Source organism: Halochromatium sp. NSM3 (genome assembly GCF_059621085.1).
In genome coordinates this window covers 1-20059 of record NZ_JCAQIA010000003.1, presented here as the reverse complement: position 1 = coordinate 20059, position 20059 = coordinate 1, and the positions used below count along the sequence as shown (strand labels likewise).

General features: G+C 64.6%; 21 protein-coding genes and 1 pseudogene. 10 read left to right on the top strand and 12 right to left on the bottom strand.

Features of this window, described 5'->3' with window-relative positions; genetic code table 11:
* Positions 1-57 precede the first annotated feature (57 nt).
* From gpmI to AC54T3_RS02105, 4 genes are read left to right on the top strand one after another with little or no spacing between them, the layout of a single operon-like run.
* Positions 58-1602: a 2,3-bisphosphoglycerate-independent phosphoglycerate mutase gene (gpmI, locus tag AC54T3_RS02120; protein WP_496621926.1), complete on the top strand. Its 1545-nt coding sequence runs from the start codon at positions 58-60 to the stop codon at positions 1600-1602.
* A 45-nt stretch (positions 1603-1647) separates the two neighbouring features.
* Complete coding sequence (locus AC54T3_RS02115; protein ID WP_496621924.1) at positions 1648-2487, top strand: thymidylate synthase; 840 nt, start codon at positions 1648-1650, stop codon at positions 2485-2487.
* A gap of 51 nt (positions 2488-2538) precedes the next feature.
* Positions 2539-3609, top strand: coding sequence for a protease SohB (sohB, locus tag AC54T3_RS02110; protein ID WP_496621923.1), 1071 nt, complete (start codon positions 2539-2541; stop codon positions 3607-3609).
* Positions 3600-4502 (top strand): LysM peptidoglycan-binding domain-containing protein, encoded by a 903-nt coding sequence (locus AC54T3_RS02105; RefSeq protein WP_496621921.1) that lies wholly within the window; start codon positions 3600-3602, stop codon positions 4500-4502. Before sohB ends, AC54T3_RS02105 begins: the two co-directional genes overlap by 10 nt.
* Positions 4503-4509: 7 nt before the next feature.
* Here the strand turns inward: AC54T3_RS02105 and AC54T3_RS02100 are convergent, their stop codons facing one another.
* From AC54T3_RS02100 to AC54T3_RS02090, 3 genes are read right to left on the bottom strand one after another with little or no spacing between them, the layout of a single operon-like run.
* Positions 4510-5199 carry a TIGR04211 family SH3 domain-containing protein gene (locus AC54T3_RS02100; RefSeq protein ID WP_496621920.1) on the bottom strand — a complete coding sequence of 230 codons (690 nt, stop codon included), beginning with the start codon at positions 5197-5199 and terminating at the stop codon, positions 4510-4512.
* Positions 5200-5230: 31 nt separating this feature from the next.
* Positions 5231-6181, bottom strand: a complete 951-nt coding sequence (argF, locus tag AC54T3_RS02095) for an ornithine carbamoyltransferase (RefSeq protein WP_496621919.1) — start codon at positions 6179-6181, stop codon at positions 5231-5233.
* Complete coding sequence (locus AC54T3_RS02090; RefSeq protein WP_496622085.1) at positions 6178-7368, bottom strand: aspartate aminotransferase family protein; 1191 nt, start codon at positions 7366-7368, stop codon at positions 6178-6180. Before AC54T3_RS02090 ends, argF begins: the two co-directional genes overlap by 4 nt.
* A 416-nt stretch (positions 7369-7784) precedes the next feature.
* Here AC54T3_RS02090 and AC54T3_RS02085 point away from each other — a divergent pair, with 416 nt between their 5' ends.
* A complete protein-coding gene (locus AC54T3_RS02085) occupies positions 7785-8558 on the top strand; it encodes a retropepsin-like aspartic protease family protein (protein ID WP_496621918.1) in 774 nt (257 codons plus the stop codon).
* Here the strand turns inward: AC54T3_RS02085 and AC54T3_RS02080 are convergent.
* From AC54T3_RS02080 to queF, 8 genes are all read right to left on the bottom strand, one after another.
* Entirely contained in the window at positions 8529-9371 is an 843-nt protein-coding gene (locus AC54T3_RS02080; RefSeq protein ID WP_496621917.1) for an HvfC family RiPP maturation protein, read from the bottom strand. The genes AC54T3_RS02085 and AC54T3_RS02080 overlap by 30 nt on opposite strands.
* Entirely contained in the window at positions 9364-10230 is an 867-nt protein-coding gene (locus AC54T3_RS02075) for an HvfB family MNIO-type RiPP peptide maturase (RefSeq protein WP_496621916.1), read from the bottom strand. The genes AC54T3_RS02080 and AC54T3_RS02075 overlap by 8 nt, the downstream gene beginning before the upstream one ends.
* A 10-nt stretch (positions 10231-10240) precedes the next feature.
* Complete coding sequence (locus AC54T3_RS02070) at positions 10241-10498, bottom strand: HvfA family oxazolone/thioamide-modified RiPP metallophore (protein WP_496621915.1); 258 nt, start codon at positions 10496-10498, stop codon at positions 10241-10243.
* 153 nt (positions 10499-10651) lie between these two features.
* Complete coding sequence (locus AC54T3_RS02065) at positions 10652-11101, bottom strand: DUF1841 family protein (RefSeq protein WP_496621914.1); 450 nt, start codon at positions 11099-11101, stop codon at positions 10652-10654.
* Positions 11082-11732, bottom strand: coding sequence for an endonuclease III (gene nth, locus AC54T3_RS02060; protein WP_496621912.1), 651 nt, complete (start codon positions 11730-11732; stop codon positions 11082-11084). Before nth ends, AC54T3_RS02065 begins: the two co-directional genes overlap by 20 nt.
* Before the next feature lie 23 nt (positions 11733-11755).
* Positions 11756-12379, bottom strand: coding sequence for a V-type ATP synthase subunit D (locus tag AC54T3_RS02055; RefSeq protein WP_496621910.1), 624 nt, complete (start codon positions 12377-12379; stop codon positions 11756-11758).
* A gap of 41 nt (positions 12380-12420) precedes the next feature.
* The gene (locus AC54T3_RS02050; protein ID WP_496621908.1) at positions 12421-12855 is read right to left on the bottom strand and encodes a hypothetical protein; all 435 of its coding nucleotides are present in this window, start codon (positions 12853-12855) and stop codon (positions 12421-12423) included.
* Positions 12852-13241 (bottom strand): preQ(1) synthase, encoded by a 390-nt coding sequence (gene queF, locus AC54T3_RS02045; protein ID WP_496621907.1) that lies wholly within the window; start codon positions 13239-13241, stop codon positions 12852-12854. The genes AC54T3_RS02050 and queF overlap by 4 nt, the downstream gene beginning before the upstream one ends.
* Before the next feature lie 160 nt (positions 13242-13401).
* Here queF and AC54T3_RS02040 point away from each other — a divergent pair, with 160 nt between their 5' ends.
* The 5 genes and pseudogenes from AC54T3_RS02040 (at position 13402) to AC54T3_RS02020 (ending at position 19870) form a co-directional block, all read left to right on the top strand.
* Entirely contained in the window at positions 13402-13770 is a 369-nt protein-coding gene (locus tag AC54T3_RS02040; RefSeq protein ID WP_496621905.1) for a DUF4351 domain-containing protein, read from the top strand.
* 31 nt (positions 13771-13801) lie between these two features.
* The gene (locus tag AC54T3_RS02035) at positions 13802-14821 is read left to right on the top strand and encodes an Rpn family recombination-promoting nuclease/putative transposase (protein ID WP_496621903.1); all 1020 of its coding nucleotides are present in this window, start codon (positions 13802-13804) and stop codon (positions 14819-14821) included.
* Between the two features lie 106 nt (positions 14822-14927).
* A pseudogene (locus AC54T3_RS02030) lies at positions 14928-15368 on the top strand (hypothetical protein).
* 213 nt (positions 15369-15581) lie between these two features.
* A complete protein-coding gene (locus AC54T3_RS02025; protein ID WP_496621902.1) occupies positions 15582-16826 on the top strand; it encodes a FliC/FljB family flagellin in 1245 nt (414 codons plus the stop codon).
* A gap of 119 nt (positions 16827-16945) precedes the next feature.
* Positions 16946-19870 (top strand): O-linked N-acetylglucosamine transferase, SPINDLY family protein, encoded by a 2925-nt coding sequence (locus AC54T3_RS02020; RefSeq protein WP_496621900.1) that lies wholly within the window; start codon positions 16946-16948, stop codon positions 19868-19870.
* Here AC54T3_RS02020 and AC54T3_RS02015 read toward each other — a convergent pair.
* Positions 19867-20059, bottom strand: a 193-nt coding sequence (locus AC54T3_RS02015) for a hypothetical protein (RefSeq protein WP_496621898.1), incomplete at its 5' end; no start/stop codon positions are given. The two genes, AC54T3_RS02020 and AC54T3_RS02015, sit on opposite strands and share 4 nt — an antisense overlap.

Below are 20059 nucleotides of genomic sequence, written 5' to 3'. Positions count from 1 at the left end.
TGTAATCCGAACCCTTATCGAGACCGCAAGCGGTCTGACTTTATCCACGGAGAGACTATGGGCAACCGTTTCGAGCTACCACGGCGTCCAGTGGTACTGATCATTCTCGACGGGTTTGGGACGAATCCCAGCAAGGCGAACAATGCCGTGGCACTCGCGCACACGCCGAATTTTGATCGCCTGTTCGCGCACAACGCGCATACGGTGCTGCAGGCCTCGGCACGGGCCGTTGGCCTGCCGGAAGGCCAGATGGGCAACTCCGAGGTCGGCCACATGACGCTGGGCTCGGGCTGCACCGTGCGTCAGGACCTGGTGTTGGTCGATGACGCGATCGCGGATCGCAGCTTCTTCGACAACAAGGTGCTGCAGTCTGCGGCACGGCGCGCGGTCGAGCGTGGTCGTCCCCTGCATCTGATCGGGCTGGTCTCCGATGGCGGTGTGCACAGCCATGTCCGGCACCTCAATGCGCTGATCAAGCTCGCCAAGTACCAGGGCGCGCGTCCAGCCGTGCACATGATCACCGACGGTCGCGATACCGCCCCGCGTTCGGCGCTCAGCTACCTCGCCGCACTCGACGAGGCGCTCGCGGCCGCAGGCGGCGTCATCGCTACGGTCAGCGGACGCTACTACGCGATGGATCGCGACAAGCGCTGGGATCGCACCCAGCTCGCCTTCGAGGCGCTGGTCCACGGCCAGGGGCGTGAGGCCGAGTCGGCGCGCGCGGCGATCGAGCAGGCCTATGCCGCCGATGAGGATGATGAGTTCATCCGACCCACCCTGATCGCGGGCGGCGAGCGCATTCGGAACGGCGATCCGGTGATCTTCTTCAACTTCCGCAAGGATCGACCACGCCAGATCGTCTCGGCCCTCTACAACCGCGATTTCAATGACTTCGAGCGCGGTGATTTCAGCGCCGCCGACCTGACCTGCATGATGGAGTACGATCCCTGGTACGGGCTGCCGAGCGCCTTCGGTCACGAGATGCCACCGGTGGTGCTCGGCGAGGTGCTCAGCGATGCCGGCCTGCCGCAGTTCCATTGCGCCGAGACCGAGAAGTACGCGCATGTGACCTTTTTCTTCAACGGTGGTCGTGGCGATCCCTTCCCGGGCGAGGAGCGCAGCCTGATCCCCTCTCCGCAGGTCGCGACCTATGATCTGCAACCAGAGATGTCCGCGCGCGAGGTTGCGGATTCAGTGATCGCCGCGCTCGAAAGCCAGGCCTATGCCTTCATCGTCGTCAACTTCGCCAACGGCGACATGGTTGGGCACACCGCCGTGCGCGAGGCGGTGCTGAAGGCCGTCGAGACGCTGGATCAGGAAGTGGGTCGCGTCATCGAGAGCGCCCAGGAACAAGGCTATTCGGTGCTGCTGACCGCCGATCACGGCAACTGCGATGAGATGATCGACCCCCTGACCGGCGAGTCGCATACCCGCCACACGGTCTATCCGGTGCCCTGCCTGGTGGTCGATGAGGTAGGCTGGAGGCTGCGCATCGGCGGTAGCATCGAGGATGTTGCCCCGACCGTGCTGCAGCTGATGGGCCTGCCCCAGCCCGAGGCCATGCAGGGAAAATCCATCTTGCTGAAACCGGCACAGAAATAGACACGGCTCGCGGGCGGCGTTGCTGCCGCTGGCCGTGCTCCGAGTATGCAACAGTATCTCGACTTGCTCCGCGACGTGGTCGAGAACGGCCACGACAAGGCCGATCGCACCGGGGTTGGCACGCGCTCGGTGTTCGGTCGGCAAGTGCGTTTCGATCTCAATGCCGGCTTTCCGCTGGTCACCACCAAGCGCATCCACACCAAGAGCGTCTTCGCCGAGCTGCTCTGGTTCCTCTCCGGCTCCACCAACAACCGCGTCCTGAATGTGCAGGGCGTACGCATCTGGGATGAGTGGGCCGCCGACGACGGCGAACTCGGTCCGATCTATGGCGCGCAATGGCGCAGCTGGCCGACGCCGAGCGGTGACCGCCTCGATCAGCTCAGCCAGGTGCTCGAGCAGATCCAGCATGATCCAGATTCGCGCCGGCTGCTGGTCACGGCCTGGAACCCGGCCGTGCTGCCGGAGCCCGGCCGCTCGCCGCGCGAGAACGCCGCGAACGGGCGCATGGCATTGGCGCCTTGCCACTGTCTGTTTCAGTTTTATGTGCAGGATGGGATCTTGTCCTGTCAGCTCTATCAACGCAGCGCCGATCTCTTCCTGGGCGTGCCCTTCAATATTGCCAGCTACGCGCTGCTCACGCAGCTGATGGCGCAGCAGGCTGATCTTCGGGTCGGCGAGCTGGTGCATACCTTCGGCGATCTGCATCTGTATCGCAATCACCTCACCGAGGCGATCGTCTTCGAGCAGCTGCGCCGCGCGCCGCGTCCGCTGCCGCGTCTTCACATCCTGCGCCGGCCGTCGAGTCTGTTCGCCTATCGGCTCGAGGATTTCAGCCTTGAGGGCTATGATCCGCATTCGCCCATTCGCGCCCCCATCGCGGTCTAAGGCACCGCGCCCCACACGAGCAACGACCCCCCCACAGCGATCCCCACAAGCATGACCCTGATTGACGCATTGATCCAATACGGCCTGTTCATGGCCAAGACGCTGACCCTGGTACTGGCGATCGGGCTGCTGCTGGTCGTCGTGCTCCGCGCCCGAACCGGCGGCGCGGGAGCGGATGATGATGACGACGGCAGCCGCTTGGAGGTGGTCGATCTGAACACGCGTTATGCTAACATGGCCGATACGATCAAGGCCGCGACCCTGCCGCCGAAGGTCGTCAAAAAGGCCTTCAAGGCCGAGCGCAAGGCCGAGAAGGCGCGCGCGAAGGCCGAGGAGGCCGATAAACGCCGACTGTTCGTGATCGATTTCCACGGCGACCTGATGGCGAGCGAGGTCGGGGCCTTGCGCGAGGTGATCTCGGCGCTGTTGATCACCGCGACGCCGAAGGACGAGGTATTGGTGCGTCTCGACAACGCCGGCGGCGCCGTGCACGAGCACGGGCTTGCCGCCTCGCAGCTGCTGCGGTTGCGCAGCGCGGGCATCCCGCTGACCATTGCCGTCGACAAGGTCGCGGCCAGTGGTGGCTACCTAATGGCCTGTGTCGCCAACCGCCTTCTCGCCGCGCCCTTTGCCGTGGTCGGTTCGATCGGCGTGCTGGCTGAGATGCCCAATTTTCATCGCCTGTTGCAGGAGAAAGGCGTCGACTTCGAGCTGCATACCGCCGGCGAGCACAAACGCACCCTGACGCTGTTCGGCGAGAACACCGATGAAGGCCGCGCCAAGCTGCGCGAGCAACTCGAAGAGACCCATGGCCAGTTCAAGGCCTTCATCGCCGCCTATCGGCCCGCGCTCGATCTGAGCAAGGTCGCGACCGGCGAGTATTGGCATGGCGAGCAGGCATTGAGCCTCGGTTTGGTCGATGGTGTCCAGACCAGCGATGACTATCTGCTGGCGGCACGCGATGACGCCGATCTTTACAAGGTTCGCTATCGGGCGCGGAAACGGCTGTTGCAGCGCTTGCTCGGGTCCGAGGGTGGGCGGGCCTTCGCGCGCCCGCTCGCGGGGGTGATCGGGCCGGTCGCGCGCTGGTTGCGGACGCTCGGGAGTGCGCGATGCGCATAAGGCTTGCTGGCCTAAGGCTACTCACGTTGCTGGGCACGTTGCTGCTTACACTGCTCGGCACAGGTTTTGCTTGGGCCGATGGGCCCGTCTCGCTGTCGTCGGCCACCACGCCCGAGGCGGCCAGCGAACCGATCCCCGAGGCCAGCGTCCGGGAGCGACTCGATGCACTGACCACCGAGACCGAGCAACTGCGCGCCATGGTGGCGGCGCAGACGGCGCTACTGCAGCGCTCGATGGCCAACCTAGAAGAGCGGCTCCCAGCCTCCGCGCCGCCAGCTTCCGCGCCAGATCCATCGAACGCCTCGAATCGAGCGTTACCGACGGATTGTCAACGCAACCTCGCCGAACTCACTGCACGTCTGCAACAGCAGCAGCTCGCGCTCGATGAGGCGCGGCGCCGGGCCGAGAAGGCCGAAAAGCTGGCGGCGGCGATGGACGAAGCCCAGGCCCAGGCCGCCACCGAGATCGAACGCCTCAACACCGAGCTGACCAACGCCAAGGCGCGCCAGACTCAGGCTCTGCAACACACCGTTGAACTCGAGCGCCGGCTAGCCACCGCCGAGGCACGGCTGGCGCGCTTCACGTTGGAGCCATCACCGGCCGCGCCCGAGCCGTCGGAGCCCATGCCGGCGGCCACGAACACCGGCGAATCCGCGCCTTCCGCGCCCTTAGCGCCTTCCACACCCAGTGCGACGCCGCCTGCAGCCGACCCGAGGTCGGAACCGATCACGGCTCCCGTCTTCTATGTGGTGCGTCCGGCGGATACCTTGTCGCGCATCAGCGAGCGCGTCTATGGCGAGAGCAACGCCTGGCAACGCATCTACGAGGCGAATCGGGATCTCTTGCGGACGCCGGATGCGTTATCGCCGGGGATGTCGTTGGTGATCCCCTAAAGTGCGCTCAGAGCGAGGAGCTACCCCAGGAGCTGCGCCGCCGGCGCAGGCGCAGATTGGGCAATAAGAGTCCGATCAAGATGCCGCCAACGACGACGCCAGCACCGATCAGGAACCATTGCTGCCGGGTCTGATTGCTCAGCTCCAGATTGCGGTGCTCGAGCTGATCGACCTTGAGCAGGAGATTCGAGACCTGCTCCTGGAGCTGGCGACGCTCGCGGTCGATTTGGATGGCATTGGTCGCGGCGTTGCGGATCTCGGCAAGCTCGGCCTCGAGGTCTTGTTTTTCGCGTTTCAGCGCCTCGGCCTGGTCCTCGAGCTGGCCGTGCTCGCGTTGCAGGCTGCTCAGCCGCGCGGCGAGCTTATCGGGCTCCTGTTGCAGCTCCGCGAGCTTGGCCTCCATGGTCTCGAGCTGGCTGCGGGCGGCGGGTTCGCTCTGCAGATAGGTCAGCAGGATGTAGCCGGTCAGACCATCCTCGGTGCGCACCCGGGCATAGCCGCTGTCTCGGTTGACAGCCAGGATGTCGAGTGGCGTGCCGCTCGGGAGTTGGCGCAGGATCTTGTAGCGTGTGCTCTCGCCGCTGCGCAGGTTGAAATCGTACTGGTCGGTGACATAGCGCGTCTCCGCCCCCACGGCCGAGGCAGCAAGGGCGAGGGCGAACCAAAGAGCGGCGTGGGAAGAGCGCGTGCGCGGCATGAGGTGTGATCGCAGGTGGAACGGTCGATGATCAGCGGCCGCTGCCGCTGCGGGATGAAGGATCGAGCAGCAGCTCCAGCAGGGCCTTCTGGGCGTGCAACCGATTCTCGGCCTCGTCCCAGACCACCGATTGAGGACCGTCGATGACCTCGGCGCTGACCTCCTCGCCGCGATGGGCGGGCAAACAGTGCATGAACAGGGCATCGGCGCGCGCTTGGGCCATCAGCGCCGGGGTGACACTGAACGCGGCAAAGCGCGCCTGACGCTCGGCTTGCTCGCTCTCCTGGCCCATGCTGGCCCAGACATCGGTCACCACCAGATCGGCCTGCTCGACGGCCACGGCCGGATCATGCGTCAGGCTGCACTGGTCGGGCGTCGAGGCCAGGATCTCGGCGTCCGGCTCGAAGCCTTGCGGACAGGCGATCCGCAGCTCGAAGCCGAACACGCGCGCGGCATTGATATAGGAATGACACATGTTGTTGCCATCGCCGATGAAGGCCACGCGCCGGCCCCGGATCGCACCCCGATGCTCGCGATAGGTCTGCATGTCGGCGAGTAGTTGGCAGGGATGGAAGCGGTCGGTCAGCCCATTGATCACCGGCACCCGGGAATGGGCGGCGAAGCGCGTCACGGTCTCGTGCTCGAAGGTGCGGATCATCACCGCATCGACCATCCGCGACAAGACGCGCGCGCTGTCCTCGATCGGCTCGCCCCGGCCGAGCTGGGTATCGCGCGGCGAGAGGAAGATCGCGCTGCCGCCGAGCTGCGCCATGCCGGCCTCGAACGAGACGCGGGTGCGGGTCGATGATTTCTCGAACACCATCGCCAGGCTGTAGCCGACGAAGGGGCGATAGTCCTCGCCGCGCTGGCGTTGCTGCTTCAGCTCGCTCGCGCGCGCGAGCAGGCGCTCGGCCTCGCTCGCGTCGAGATCGAGCAGGGTGAGGAAATGCTTGGGTCCGGTCGGCGTGGTATCGGTCGTCACGAGGGGCTTCCGTCAGCGGCATGCGCATCGGCGCTTAGGAACGTTAGGATCAGCTCGGAGACCGCCGCGACGATCTGCGTCGCCTGGTCGTCATCAATGATCAGTGGTGGTAATAATCGCACCACCGACCCCGCCGTGACGTTGATGAGTAAACCCTGTTCAAGGGCCAGCGGCACCAGCTCGGCGCAGGGGCGATCGAGTTCGATGCCGATCATCAGTCCGCAGCCACGGATGTCGACGACGCCCGCGACCCCGTTCAGGCGCGTGCGCAGACCATCGATGAGGCGATCGCCGAGCACAGCCGCGCGCGCGGGCAGATGCTCGTTCTCGAGGGTGTCGAGTACGCTCAAGGCCGCACGGCAGGCGAGCGGATTGCCGCCGAAGGTCGAGCCGTGGCTGCCCGGGCCGAGCACCTCGGCAGCCGCGCCACTGGCCAGACAGGCGCCGATCGGCACCCCGTTCGCGAGCCCCTTGGCCAGCGTCATCACATCCGGCTTCACGCCGCCCCACTGGTGCGCGAACAGGCGCCCGGTGCGGCCCATGCCGGTCTGGATCTCGTCGATCATCAGCAGCCAGTCATGATGATCGCAGAGCAGGCGCAAGCGCTGCAGATAATCCTCGTCCGGCACGATGACGCCGCCTTCGCCCTGGAGCGGCTCGACCAGCACGGCGACGATAGTCGGTCGGTTCTCGGCGGCGGTCTCGACGGCATCGATATCGTTGTAGGGCACGCGCACGAAGCCCTGTACCAGTGGCTCGAACCCGGCCTGGGCCTTGCGGTTGCCGGTCGCGGTGAGCGTCGCCAGGGTGCGCCCATGAAAGGCGTTCTCCATCACCAGGATGGCGGGATTCTGCACGCCGCGCTTGTGGGCATGCAGGCGGGCCAGTTTGATCGCCGCCTCGTTGGCCTCGGCGCCCGAGTTGCCGAAGAACACACGCTCCATGCCAGCCGCACTGCACAGGCGGACGCCTAGCTCGGCCTGATGCGGCACCTGATAGAGGTTGGAGGTATGGATCAGGGTGCCGGCCTGATCGCAGAGGGCATCGCGCACCGCAGGATGCGCGTGCCCCAGCCCGCAGACGGCGATGCCGGCGAGCGCATCCAGGTAGCGTCGGCCGTCTTGGTCCCAGAGCCAGGCGCCTTCGCCACGCTCGAAGGCCACCGGCAGGCGTTTGTAGGTGGTCATGAGCGGCGACTGCTTGCCGCTGTCTGGGGGTTCAGTCGCCAATGGATTGCCGGCGTCGTCAGGCCCGTTCACGATGGTCTCTCCGAGGCTTCGATCTCAAGGGTCGCTTGAACATCATCGAGGTGGTCGAGTGGGGGAGGGGGATACCAAGCGGGATGCAAATGGGTTGGGCATCCATCCAGTGCACGGCGCTCGAGTAAACAGGGAACGATATCAGGGTTTGGTCTGCCGCCGCAAATGCGTTTGCGCGGCGTTTGCCCAGCGCCGGAGCGCGAGGCCTGCTCGAAACCGACGGCGCGCGTGAGTGGTAAGCTCACAGCCTATCGTCCGTGGGACTTCCATCTTTGCTGAGCGAGTCGGTCCATCTCATGACATGTCACTGCCGGTCTGCCTGTGCTCGCGCCCTTGCCTGGAGCGTGCTCGCCCTGGTGGGCGTCCTCGGTGGCGTCTGGGATGGCCTCTGGCAGGGCGCTCGGGCGGCTCAGGTCGAGATCGCGCCGGAACTGGATCGCCTGGCGGCGGCGCATGGGTTCTCGATCTCCGGGCTCGAGGTGCTCGAGGACGAGCGCGGGCGGGCCGAGGAGGCCGGGCTGTATCGCCGGCTGCGGGTTCTGCTCGAGCGCTTCGACCACATCCTGGTGCATGCGGCCAACGGCGAGGTCGAGCGGGTGATCATCATCGGCCGCACCAACAGCCAGCCGCCGGCGCCCAAGGTGCGGATCGATACCCCATCCGGCGAGCAGGCGGGCGAAGGCGCGGGGCAGATCGAACTCGAGACCCTCCGCAAGGGCTCGCAGCACTCGGTGCGGGTGACGCTCGAAGGCGCGAGCGGGCGCCGCGTCGATCGGGCGCTGCTGATCGACACCGGTGCCGACGCGGTGGTGCTGCCGGACTCGATGATCGCCGCCCTGGGGCTCGCGCGCGATGGCCTCGAGGCCCGCGAGGTGCAGACCGCGAACGGTCGTGTCCAGGCCTTGATGGGCACCCTGGACGCGGTCTGGCTCGACGGCGAGCGCCTGCCCGGGGTCGCCGTCGCCTTCCTCGAGATGGAGAAGCTCGGCGCCCCGGGGTTACTCGGGATGAGTGTGCTCGGACGCTATCAGATGACCATCGATGATGAGCGCAATCGTTTGATCCTGACGCCGAATCGCGGCGGGCGCTCAGCCGAGGAGGCGGCGCGTCCCGAGTAGGATTTGGCGTTGGCGAAGATCGTCGAGCAGCCCCGTGCCGAAGCCGATCACCTGCTCCGGGTCTGGATGGCGCAGCTCTGTGGCGATGGTCTTCAAGATCTCGAGCCCGGTCTGCGGATCCTGCTGATCCTGGCCTTTTAGCAATTGCAGCAGGCGCTGGGTGACCAGGTTGATCTTCAGGAACGCGACCTCGTCGCCCCGATTGCGATAGACCACCAGATGGGTCGGCTCCGAATCGGGTGCTTGTGGCTGGAAGTCAGGGCTGATGCGGTGGACTGGAAAGCGGTAGCTCAGATTCCAGGCCAGCGGCGAGACCACGGGGACGCCGGCGAGTAGGTCGCCATTGGGATCAGCGAGATCCGGGCTCGCCTCCTCGTCGCTGAAGAGCAGGGCGGCCTCGACCCACTCGTAGTGCGCGAGTTCGAGCATGAAGGGCGGATCATCGGGCTGGGCGTCGCGTCCCTCGCCAAGATAGGCGACCAATTCCTGGCCGAGCTTTGGAAATAGCGGCGTCGTCGCCCGGTGCTCGCTCAGGAACCGCCGTATCAACCTGTCCCAGCGCGCTTGGCCGAGACAGCGGTACAGGACCGGAAAGCCCTGCCGCAACAGCGAGGAGACGTTGTTGAAGAACAGGTTGCGGTAGATCGCCATGCGCCGCGCTTCGATGTCGGCCGGCGCTGGCGTTCCCTCCGGATCACGGATATGGCCGGCGAAGGCTCGCTGGATCTCGGCGAAGCCCGCTGGAGCTGGCGTTGGCATTGGCGCTGGCGGCGACTTGGAATGCGCTGTGGTGGAGGTGTTGAACTCAGGCATAAGCCAGCCGCTCCAGCCGGGTGTTGGCGGCGATCCGAGGGCGATGTTCGGCTTGCATCTGGCTGATCCGTTGCACCTCTTGCGTGAGTTGCTCGAGCGGTGGGATGTTGAAATCCCGCTCCAAGAGCGTTGGGAACACGCCGAAGCGCTGGTAGGCGCGCTCCAGCAGACCCCACACGGGCTCGATCACATCGGCGCCATGGGTATCGACGCGCAGATCGGGTGCCTCCTTATAATGCCCGGCAATATGCCCATAGACCACGCGCTCGCCGGGGAGTCCGTCGAGAAAGACGTTCGCGTCATAGGCGTGATTGATACTGTTGACGTGGATGTTGTTGACATCGAGCAGCAGGTCGCAGTCGGCCTCGCGCAGCACGGCGTTGATGAACTCAAGCTCGCTCAGCTGTTGGCCGGGCGCGGCGTAATAAGAGACGTTCTCGAGCGCGATCCGGCGCTCCAGGATGTCCTGAACCTGACGAATGCGCCTGACCACATGGGCCACTGCCTCCTCGGTGAAGGGGATCGGCATCAGATCGTAGAGATGGCCCTCGTCCGAGCAGAAGCTCAGATGTTCGCTGTAGGCGCGAATCCGATGCGCATCGAGAAAGACCTTGACCTTGCGCACGAAGTCGAGGTCCAGCGGCGCCGGTGATCCGATCGACAGGGAGAGTCCGTGGCAGACGAACGGAAAGCGCTCGGTCAGATCGCGCAAGATCTTTCCCCAGCGGCCGCCGACACCCATCCAGTTCTCAGGAGCGATCTCCCAGAAATCGACCTCGGCGGGTGGCTGCTCGGCTGCGGCGGCCGCGAAGGCGCGCCGCAGGCCGAGACCGGCACCATGAACAGGGTGCGTTAGCATCCAGGGGGGATTAGCTTTCGCCGCCGCACTTGCCCTCGCCACACTTGCCCTCGCCATCGTCCTTGTTACCGCACTTACCCTCGCCATCCTCCTTGTTACCGCACTTGCCTTCGCCGCAGTTGCCTTCAGCCAGCATCAGGTAGCCGCCGTCGAGCTGCTCGGCACCGAACGGGTTGTCGGCCGCATGCGCCATGTTGACCGCAGAGAGACTGCCAACCAGGGCAGCACCGATCACGGCAGCGGCGGGGGTCATGGTGTTCTTAGACATGGGTTCCACTCCGAAAAAACGTTGTATGTTTGAATGTTAAAGTCTGCGTGCCTTCGAGATCAGACCTCACGAAAGCACCTACGGCATATCACTAATAGCACAGCATGGCACTCAGGTAAAACCGGGGAACAACCGGGGAACAACCCGGGGGGGTCAATCGCGCGGGCGCTGGCCAGCCCCACGGCGCTTGATGCATTTGAGATAAGCCTTGGGACGGAACGCGCGACCATCGCGCTGGACCTTCCAGATCGCCTCGGCCAGGCAGTCGAGGATGCGGTGCTCGGCCGCGTGTACATCGCCTAGGCAGGACTCGATCATGCCTTGATACAGCCGTCGGATACCGGGCGGTCGGTCGGTGCCGACCTGCTCCTGTAAAGCAATATGCAGCGCCATGTGCAGGAACGGATTGCCTTCGCCACCCTCGGGCAGCCACTCGCGCCCGAGCGCGGTCTCGCCCTGTTCCAGCAGCCGGTGATACTCCGGGTGCTGCTCGGCCACCTCGACGATCTGCCGCTCGACGGGCTCCAACGGCTCGCCGGCGCGGGCCTTGCACCAGGCGGTGAGATAGGTCTGGCGTAGCGCGTCACGGTCCTGACTGAACATCGCTCGTCTTCTGTGTGTACTCGCAGAGGTCGCAGATGATGCAGCTCGGGCAGTCCGGTGTGCGCGCCTTGCAGACGTAACGCCCGTGCAGGATCAACCAATGATGGGCATGCTGCAGGAACGCGCTCGGCACCGCCCGCAGCAGCCGTTGCTCGACGGCGAGCGGCGTCTTGCCGGGCGCGAGCCCGGTGCGATTGGCGACCCGGAAGATATGGGTATCCACCGCGATGGTCGGCTCGCCGAAGGCGGTATTCAAGAGCACGTTCGCGGTCTTGCGCCCGACGCCGGGCAGCGCCTCGAGCGCGGCGCGCTCGGACGGTACCTCGCCGCCATGTTGCTCGACCAGGTGGCGACAGGTCGCGAGGATGTGCTTGGCCTTGCTATTGAAAAGACCGATGGTGCGGATGTGCGCCTTGAGACCCTCCTCGCCCAAGGCCAGGATCGCCGCCGGCGTGTTGGCGCGCGCGAACAACTGCTTGGTGGCCTTGTTGACGCCCTTGTCGGTGGCCTGGGCCGAGAGGATCACGGCGATCAGCAGCTCGAAAGGCGAGCGGTAATGGAGTTCGGTGGTGGGGCTGGGGTTAGCCGCGCGTAACCGCTCGAAGATCGCCCTGCGCTGGTCTTTGTTCATGGCGGGCTCGTCGCGCGCGCGGCTCAGACGATCGCCCGCTCGCGCAGCACCTTGACTTGGAATAGCGTGTTGCGCTCCTCTTCCTCGAGCGCGGACTGGATGAAATGGATGCTGCGCTGATAGAGCGGGATGATGTTGTACTTGAGCGCGTTGACCCGTTTCTGCGCCTTGCGCTGCTCTTCCATCAGCCGATAGAGGGCGATCTCGACCTCGCCAAGCCGGGCCAAGAGCACGGCGGCTTCGGCCAGGTGCTCGCGGGTATTATCGAAGCTGGCATCGGTGCCCAGGAGCCCGACCGGCTTGATCGGCAGGCGCTTGGCGGTCACCGCCGGGTACTCCACACCGAGCGAGCGTCGCGGCAGGATATCGACGCGCAGCCCCGGCCCGGCGCCCAGCGCGGCCTGATTCAAGCCGCGACTGCCCATGCGCAGATGGGTGATACCGAGGCAGCGATAGGCCTCGGCGAGCCCACGCTCGGCCTCCTCGCGCAGGCGCCGGTATTCGCCGATACGCTCGTACACCAGACGCGTGAGCAGCTCGCGCTTGCGCTCGAGGAGATCATGCCCCTCCTCGAGGAACTTGGTCTGCTTCTTCAGCGCGAGCAGGGTGTTCTTGGTCGGCGGAACCTTAAGGACTTGCTGGGCCATGGCGATGACAACCGATTCTAAGAAAGGTGCATTGTGCCAAATTATTCACGGGTGCCAATCACCGCGCGCCAGCAAGGCCGCGCCGTAAGCGGCCTCTTGCTGCGGTGCGCTTTCCACCGCAAGCCCGAGTACGCGGCTGCGAATCGCGCTCCAGGTCGGATTTCGGGCACCGCCACCGGTGCTGAGGATGCGGGTAGGCGAGGGCGCGCCCAAGGCGCATAGACGCTGATAACCGGCCTGCTCGTCGCCGAGGTGCCATCGAGGCAGAGGGCTTGCGGACGGTGGCCATTCAGCGACGCGCCGAGTGCGCCTAGCACCTCGATGAGTGCGTTCCACCAGGCCTGCGGGTCTTGCTCGACAAGCGCGGTCTTCGCTGCGGCGATCACCACGCCCTCGGCATCGATCGCCACGGCGCGGCAGCCGGAGGTGCCAAGGTCGAGGCCGATCCAGCAGCGCGCCTCGGCGCTGAGCGTCACGGCAGCGTTACCGGTACCGGCGCGCGCCAGTTGTCGGCCCGATGCTCGGCGACCACAGTGGTATAGATGCCGCCACGGACATTGAAATCGGCGGTCAGACGCATGAATCGCGGCTCCGTGGCGGTCACCAGATCAGAGAGAATGCGGTTGGTCACCGCCTCGTGAAAGGCCCCTTCGTCGCGATATGACCAGACATAGAGCTTCAGCGATTTCAGCTCGACACAGGCCGCCTCGGGCACATATTCCAAGGTCAGCTCGGCGAAATCCGGCTGGCCGGTCTTGGGGCACAGGCAGCTGAATTCTGGCACGCGGATGCGGATCGTATAGTCGCGCTCGGGCTGGGGGTTGGGAAAGGTTTCCAGGGACTGGCTGGGAGCACTCGCCATCGAAATCGGCCTCGTCGATTGTGGATTGTGTCGGGCGGCGCAGTATAGGACGATTTCTGTTCCGCGCTACACTTGCGAGTAGCACCAATCCCAGATCCGCGCCAAGGTCACCCAGGACGCCGAAACGCTCAAAGGCTGGAAATTCCGCCTGATCCGCTTGATGTACGAGTGCGGCGATGAGCGCGCCTTGATCCTAGAACTCTTCCGCCTCATCGACTGGATGATCCGCCTGCCCGAGGCGTTGGAGGCGGACTTTCGTCAACAACTCTATACCTACGAGGAGCAACAGCGTATGCCATATGTGACCACCGTTGAACGCGCGGGGATTCAGAAGGGCTTGCAGCAGGGCTTGCAACAGGGCGTGCAGCAGGGCGAAGCCAGGACACTACTGCGCCAACTCACTCAGAAATTCGGCCCCGAAGCGGCACAAGCGCACCGCGAGCGCATCGAAGCCGCCGAGTTGGAGCAGTTGGAAACCTGGCTAGATCGCATCCTCAGCGCCGAGACGCCCGAGACGATTTTCCATTGAGGCCAGGGGGCTCCCCGGGGGCTTGCAACGCATGGCCAAGCACCACGATACCGGCTACAAGGCGCTGTTCAGCCACCCCGAGTTCGTCCAGCAACTGATCGAAGGCTTCGCCCCCGCCGAGATCGCCGCGCTGATGGATTTCTCGACGCTCGAGAACCACAGCGGGAACTACATCACGCCGCTGTTCGAGGAGCGCTTCGAGGACGTCGTCTGGTCAGTACAAATACACTGGCAGGGCGTCACCGAACGGGTGTTCCTCTACCTGCTGATCGAATGCCAATCCACGGTCGATCCGACCATGCCGCTGCGCATGCTCCACTACGTCGCCTGCTTCTATCAGCACCTGCTCAAGACCCAGGTCACCACGCCGGCTAAAGGCCTGCCGCCGATCCTACCGATCCTGCTCTACAATGGCCTCTCGCGGTGGACAGCCGCCGAGGACATCCGCGACCAGATCCGCCCCGAGCCACCGCCGTTCTTACGCACCTACCAGCCGCAGCTGCGCTACTATTTGATCGACGAAGGCCGCTACACGCCTGAGCAACTGAGCCTGATCGACAGCCCCCTGAGCGGTGTGTTCGAGGTCGAGATCGCCTCCCGGGATCGCGCCTCGCTGCAAACGGCCGTCGATCGCCTGGTGCGCCTGATCCAAGCCGACCCGAACAAGGCCCGCTTCGATGTGCTCATCACCCGCTGGCTCAAGCGTCATCTCAAGCGACTTGGCGCGCAGATCGACCTCACACACATCCATTCACTCATCGAGGACAAAACCATGTTAGCCGAGAACCTGGAAACCTGGGCACAGCGCGAGCGCCAGGAAGGCCGCCAGGAAGGACGCCAGGAAGGCCGCCAGCAAGGCCGTCAGGAAGGACGTCAGGAAGGACGCCAGGAAGGTGAGCAGATCGGGATACAGAAAGGCCGCCTGGAAACCGCTCAGGCCACGGCCCGCAACCTCATCGCCCTGGGCGTACTCACAGACGCGCAGATCGCCCAGGCGACGGGCCTCGGCCTCGCGCAGATCGAGGCCTTGCGCTCGGCTGACCCGCACTGATTGATGTGTCGGGGCCAAACAACTAGGTCGCCCGCCTTGCCCGCCTCACCGCGCTCCATTAGCCTTTACGCCTCAGCGCCATCAACCAACCGCGAGCGCGACCACTATGGCTCTAGCCGAAGAAGACATCGTCTTCATCAAAACCCACCTCGGGGAGTGGCTTGCCGAGCAGAGCCTTGGCAAGCCGACGGCGGTCTACGAGATCGAACTGCGTGAGCGCATGGTGCGGGTGGAAGAAGAACTCAAGCACCAGCGCGAGTTGATGCGCGAGGGCTTCGACCGCATGGACGAGCGCTTCACCACGATGCGCGCGGACATGAACCAGCGCTTCGAGCAGGTCGACAAACGCATCGAATCGATGCAGAAGCAGATGGACAAACGCTTCGAACAGGTCGATAAGCGCTTCGAGCAGGTCGATAAACGCTTCAAGTAAGTCGACAAACGCTTCGATGAGATGCTCAAGCGTCACGACCGCCACTTTCTGTGGTTGGTCGGCTTCATCGCCACTGGCGTCGGCCTGACCATCACCGCCGTGCGTTATCTGTAGCCGCGCCACGCCCCCGCTCGGCATCTCTCGCCGCGCCGCGTCCCACGCGCGGCGGCGAGTGTGAAGAAAATCACATTCTCGTCCTAAAGTTTCCGCCGGCGCGGCCGTTAACCTAAAGCAACGGCCAACACAGGTGCCGTTGCGACAGGCCCTGGCGGTCCTTGCGACAGCCACTGACCTGACGCTCTCACCACGTCTCTGAAGGAGCACATCATGTCCGTCATTAACACCAACATCACCTCGCTGATCGCCCAGCAGAACCTGAACGGCAGCAAGAACGACCTCACCACCGCGATGGAGCGCCTGTCCTCGGGCCTGCGCATCAACGCCGCCAAGGACGACGCCGCCGGTCAGGCCATCGCTAACCGCTTCACCTCGCAGATCACCGGCCTCAACCAGGCGATGCGCAACGCCAACGATGGTATCTCGATCGCGCAGACCGCCGAAGGCGCGCTCGACATGATCAACGACAACGTGCAGCGGATTCGCGAGCTGAGCGTGCAGGCCGCCAACGACACCAACAGCGCCAACGACCTGCAATCGATCCAGGACGAAATCTCCCAGCGGCTTTTGGAGATCGACCGCATCTCGGCCGAGACCGACTTCAACGGCACCACCGTGCTGGGCACGGACTTCAACCTCGGCATTCAAGTCGGCGCCAACGATGGCGAGCGGATCGATATCGGCATGGAGGAGATCACCTCCGCGACGCTCGGCATCGGCACCTTCAATGTCACCGGCCCGGCTGAGGTGACGAGCGCTGGTGGTACCGTCTCGGCGACGATCGACTTTGATGCGACCGCTGCCGGCATTGACGCGGATAACACCGCGCTGACCCGTCACTTTGGGGAGACGACTGAGGTCGACACCATTACTATCACTGAGGCCGCCGATTTCGATGGCGAACTCGCTGCGCGGATTGGTATGAGTGATGCCGGCATTACTCTTAATACGACCGCTCAGATGGATAACAAGGGGAATCTCTTTGCTGAAGTAACGATTAACACCACCAACACGGCGGAAATCGAAAATTTGGCGTCCCGCGGTCTGCTGGTCGAGAGTGGTGTCACCACCAGTTTCTACATCTCCCTGGATCCGGCGGAAGGTGATGTAACTACTACCACTATCGACTTCGAGCTTGACGGTACCACCATGGCCTTCACCGACCTGAGTCGTGGCGGCACGACCGATCCGATGGCGAGGCTGGATGACGCGATCAACCAGATCGACAGCCTACGCTCCAACCTGGGCGCGATCCAGAACCGCTTCATGGATGCGATCAGTAACCTGGAGACGAACTCGATCAATCTCTCCGACGCCCGTTCTCGGATCGAGGATGCCGACTACGCCAAGGAAGTGGCCAACATGACGCGTGCGCAGATCCTGCAGCAGGCCGGAACCTCGGTGTTGGCCCAGTCCAACCAGATCCCGCAGAACGTGCTCTCGCTGCTCGGCTAACCCCAGGCTGAACGCCGCTGGCGCTACGGCGCCAGCGGTGCGACGGTTTTAACCCGATCGGCCTCCTTGCGAGGCCGATTTTTTGTCTGCATCAGGCGCGCGGCGCCGGAGAACGAAGCATGGCACAGCAGGCACGAGACGCCATGGCGCGCAAACAGGCGAGTAAGGCGCGGGCCAAAGGGCAGCGGTTGCACAAGGAGCAGCGCTTCGAGGCGGCGCTGCCTCACCTCGAGCAGGCCCTGAGCGCGCAGCCGGATGATCCCGAGCTGCTGATCCTGTTGGGCGACTGTCATTTCCATCTCGGCCAGTATGCGCGCACACGCGAGCTTCTCGAACAAGCCCTTGCACAGAAGCCAAAGGACGCCCACGCGCACGATTCCCTGGCCTGTCTCCTGAACTCGGAGAACAAGTATACAGAGGCCGTGCATCACGCCGAACTGGCCTGTGAGTATGCGCCCGACGATGCGCACAACTTCAATACCCTCGGCAATGCGTACAGAGGGCTGTATCAATACGAACACGCCGCCTCAGCCTTCAAGAAAGCGCTGGATTTGAAGCCAGAGAGCGTCGCGGCGGCCAATAACCTGGCCAATGTCGAAAAGGACCTCGGGCGTTTCGATGAGGCGATTGCCCATTACGCGCGGATCGAGAGGGATTCGTATTACGCCTACTCCAACAAGCTGACCGTGATGCACTATCATCCCGACATCCCGCCGGCGATGATCACCGAGGCCTGTTGGCGCTGGAACGAGCTGTTTGCGCCCAAGACGCCGGTGCGGCGTCCCGTGCCCAGCGATCGGTCACCGGACCGCGTGCTGCGTCTGGGCCTAGTCTCCGATGGGTTTCGCGGGCATCCGGTCGGCGCCATGATCACCCGCGCCATCGAACAGCTGCCGGCCGGCCATTTCGAGCTGTTCTTCTATTCCTCCAGCAACACAGAAGACCCGATCACCGAGCGCCTGAAGGCGCACGCCCAAGTCTGGCACAGCATCGCCTATCTAAGCGACGATCAGGTCTACGCGCGGTTTCAGGCCGATCAGATCGACATCCTGCTCGAACTCTCCGGCCATAATGCCGGTAACCGCATGCGGGCGGTCGCCCGCGCGCCGGCGCCGCTGATCGTGAAATGGGTCGGCGGCTTGATCAATACCAGCGGCGTCGAGGCGATCGATTATCTACTCTCGGACGCGGTGGAAACGCCGCCTGGCGTGGATGAGGATTACACCGAGAAACTCATCCGCCTGCCGGACGACTATATCTGCTACGACCCGCCGCGCTATGCCCCGCCAGTCGCCGAGCTGCCGGCGCGGCGCAATGGATTTATCACCTTTGGCTGCTTCAACAACCCGACCAAGCTCAATCATCGGCTGCTGGCGCAGTGGGCCAAGCTGCTGCAGGCCACCGGCAATTCCCGGCTTTATCTGAAAGGCCATCAGTTCAATGATGCCGGGCTGACGCGGCACATCAAGGAGCAGTTGCTGGCGCACGGCATCACCGAGGAGCGCCTGCGCATCGAAGGCCCCGCCGCGCATGGAGTGCTGCTGGCGTGCTACAACCAGGTCGACATCGCCCTCGACCCCTGGCCGTACTCCGGCGGGCTGACCACCTGCGAGGCGCTGCTGATGGGCGTGCCCGTGGTCACCCATCCCGGCCCCACCTTTGCCGGGCGCCACAGCGCTACGCATCTGATCAACGCCGGCCTGCCGGAGCTGGTCGCCGAGAGTTGGGAGGTCTATCACCAGCGCGTGCTCGAATTGGCCGGCGATCTCGACAACCTGGCGATCATTCGTCGCAGCCTGCGCGAGGTGCTGCAGTCGTCCCCGGTCTGCGATGGTGCGCGCTTTGCCAATCACTTCACCCGCGCGCTGCGCGCCATCTGGCAGCGCTACTGCGCCGGCAAGTCAGCGGCGGCGTTGAGTTTCGATGACGACGGCGAGGTCTGGTTCGAGGGCGAGTCGGCGCCCGAGCAACTGGCGCTGCCGGCGCCGCTGGCCCACCCCTCGGCGGCGCGCGCGGCGGCCCAGACCGACGCGCAGTCGGCCCCGCAGCCGACCGGGCGCGCCAAGCCCCGCTTCTCCTGGGATCTCCCAGGCCGGCTCGTGGTCATCGACAACAGCGCGCGACTGCTGACGCAACCGGGGCTGGAAGACCTCCTGGCGCTCGATACCTTCGGCCTGGTGGTCTTCGACCCCGCCAGCCGCCTGCCATCGCCGGCGCGTTTCGCCAATCAGGCGCACCTGCAACTGGTCCAGCACGCGGTGCTCGGCGACGGCCAGCCCGCGCAACTGCGGGTCTGCCTCGACCCCGCCTTCTCCAGTCCGCTGAAACCGCTGTCAGAGGAGCAACTGCCGCCGACATGCCAGCGGCAAGGCGCGCGCGTGCTCACCGAATTGCCGATCAACACGATCGCGCTCAACCAGATCGAGGGACTGGAGAGTCTCGACTGGCTCATCCTCGATGACCTCAGCGACGCCAACAGCATCCTCGAGCACGGCGACCAGGCGCTCAAGGACAGCCTGCTGATCCAGGTGCGCATCGCCTTCCAGCCCACCCACGAGCGCCAGCCGACTCTAGCCGAGCTGCAGCACTGGGCCGCGCGCCACGGCTTTCGCTTCTACCGCTTCGAGAGCATGACGCACGCCAGCCATTTTCCCGAGCGCACTGACCTCTTGAAACCGCAAAGCACCGAGCTGACCGGTGCCGATGCGCTGTTCATCCCCAGCGCCGAGCGCTGGGCCAGACTCAGCGACGATCAGCGCCAGAAGCTCTCGTTCTTGCTGCACACGGCTTTTGGCATCAAGGATTTGACCTATGCGCTGCTGGCCGACATCGATCCGCAGCTGGGCGAGCGTTACTTGATCGCCGAGGGTTGCATCGCGCATGCTTGGGAGCCGGTGGCGGAGCCGGAGCCTGAATCGGAACTGGCCGTCGACACAGAGGCGTTGACTGAGCCGAAACTGTCCGACTCGGACAGGGACGCCGAACCGGCGCAGCCATCGACAACAGCGGATGCCGATGATGCTGACGAATTCGTCTTCGATTAACAGAGGAGATCCTCGTTATGCTCGGTGAACTGACCCCACTCGAACAGACCCGCGCCTATCGCGAGATTGTCGCCAAGAACCAGCCGCTTTGGCTGGAGGAAGGCCGAGAGGAAGGCCGGCAGGAAGGCCGCCAAGAAGGCCGCCAAGAAGGGCGTCAGCGCGAAGCCCAACGGGTGGCCCTGCGCCTCC

Coding starts and splice junctions, on each gene's coding strand:
- gpmI (WP_496621926.1), top strand. CDS start 58: ATGGGCAACCGTTTCGAGCTACCACGGCGTCCAGTGGTACTGATCATT.
- AC54T3_RS02115 (WP_496621924.1), top strand. CDS start 1,648: ATGCAACAGTATCTCGACTTGCTCCGCGACGTGGTCGAGAACGGCCAC.
- sohB (WP_496621923.1), top strand. CDS start 2,539: ATGACCCTGATTGACGCATTGATCCAATACGGCCTGTTCATGGCCAAG.
- AC54T3_RS02105 (WP_496621921.1), top strand. CDS start 3,600: ATGCGCATAAGGCTTGCTGGCCTAAGGCTACTCACGTTGCTGGGCACG.
- AC54T3_RS02100 (WP_496621920.1), bottom strand. CDS start 5,199: ATGCCGCGCACGCGCTCTTCCCACGCCGCTCTTTGGTTCGCCCTCGCC.
- AC54T3_RS02090 (WP_496622085.1), bottom strand. CDS start 7,368: ATGACCACCTACAAACGCCTGCCGGTGGCCTTCGAGCGTGGCGAAGGC.
- AC54T3_RS02080 (WP_496621917.1), bottom strand. CDS start 9,371: ATGCCTGAGTTCAACACCTCCACCACAGCGCATTCCAAGTCGCCGCCA.
- AC54T3_RS02075 (WP_496621916.1), bottom strand. CDS start 10,230: ATGCTAACGCACCCTGTTCATGGTGCCGGTCTCGGCCTGCGGCGCGCC.
- AC54T3_RS02070 (WP_496621915.1), bottom strand. CDS start 10,498: ATGTCTAAGAACACCATGACCCCCGCCGCTGCCGTGATCGGTGCTGCC.
- AC54T3_RS02065 (WP_496621914.1), bottom strand. CDS start 11,101: ATGTTCAGTCAGGACCGTGACGCGCTACGCCAGACCTATCTCACCGCC.
- nth (WP_496621912.1), bottom strand. CDS start 11,732: ATGAACAAAGACCAGCGCAGGGCGATCTTCGAGCGGTTACGCGCGGCT.
- AC54T3_RS02055 (WP_496621910.1), bottom strand. CDS start 12,379: ATGGCCCAGCAAGTCCTTAAGGTTCCGCCGACCAAGAACACCCTGCTC.
- queF (WP_496621907.1), bottom strand. CDS start 13,241: ATGGCGAGTGCTCCCAGCCAGTCCCTGGAAACCTTTCCCAACCCCCAG.
- AC54T3_RS02040 (WP_496621905.1), top strand. CDS start 13,402: ATGTACGAGTGCGGCGATGAGCGCGCCTTGATCCTAGAACTCTTCCGC.
- AC54T3_RS02035 (WP_496621903.1), top strand. CDS start 13,802: ATGGCCAAGCACCACGATACCGGCTACAAGGCGCTGTTCAGCCACCCC.
- AC54T3_RS02025 (WP_496621902.1), top strand. CDS start 15,582: ATGTCCGTCATTAACACCAACATCACCTCGCTGATCGCCCAGCAGAAC.
- AC54T3_RS02020 (WP_496621900.1), top strand. CDS start 16,946: ATGGCACAGCAGGCACGAGACGCCATGGCGCGCAAACAGGCGAGTAAG.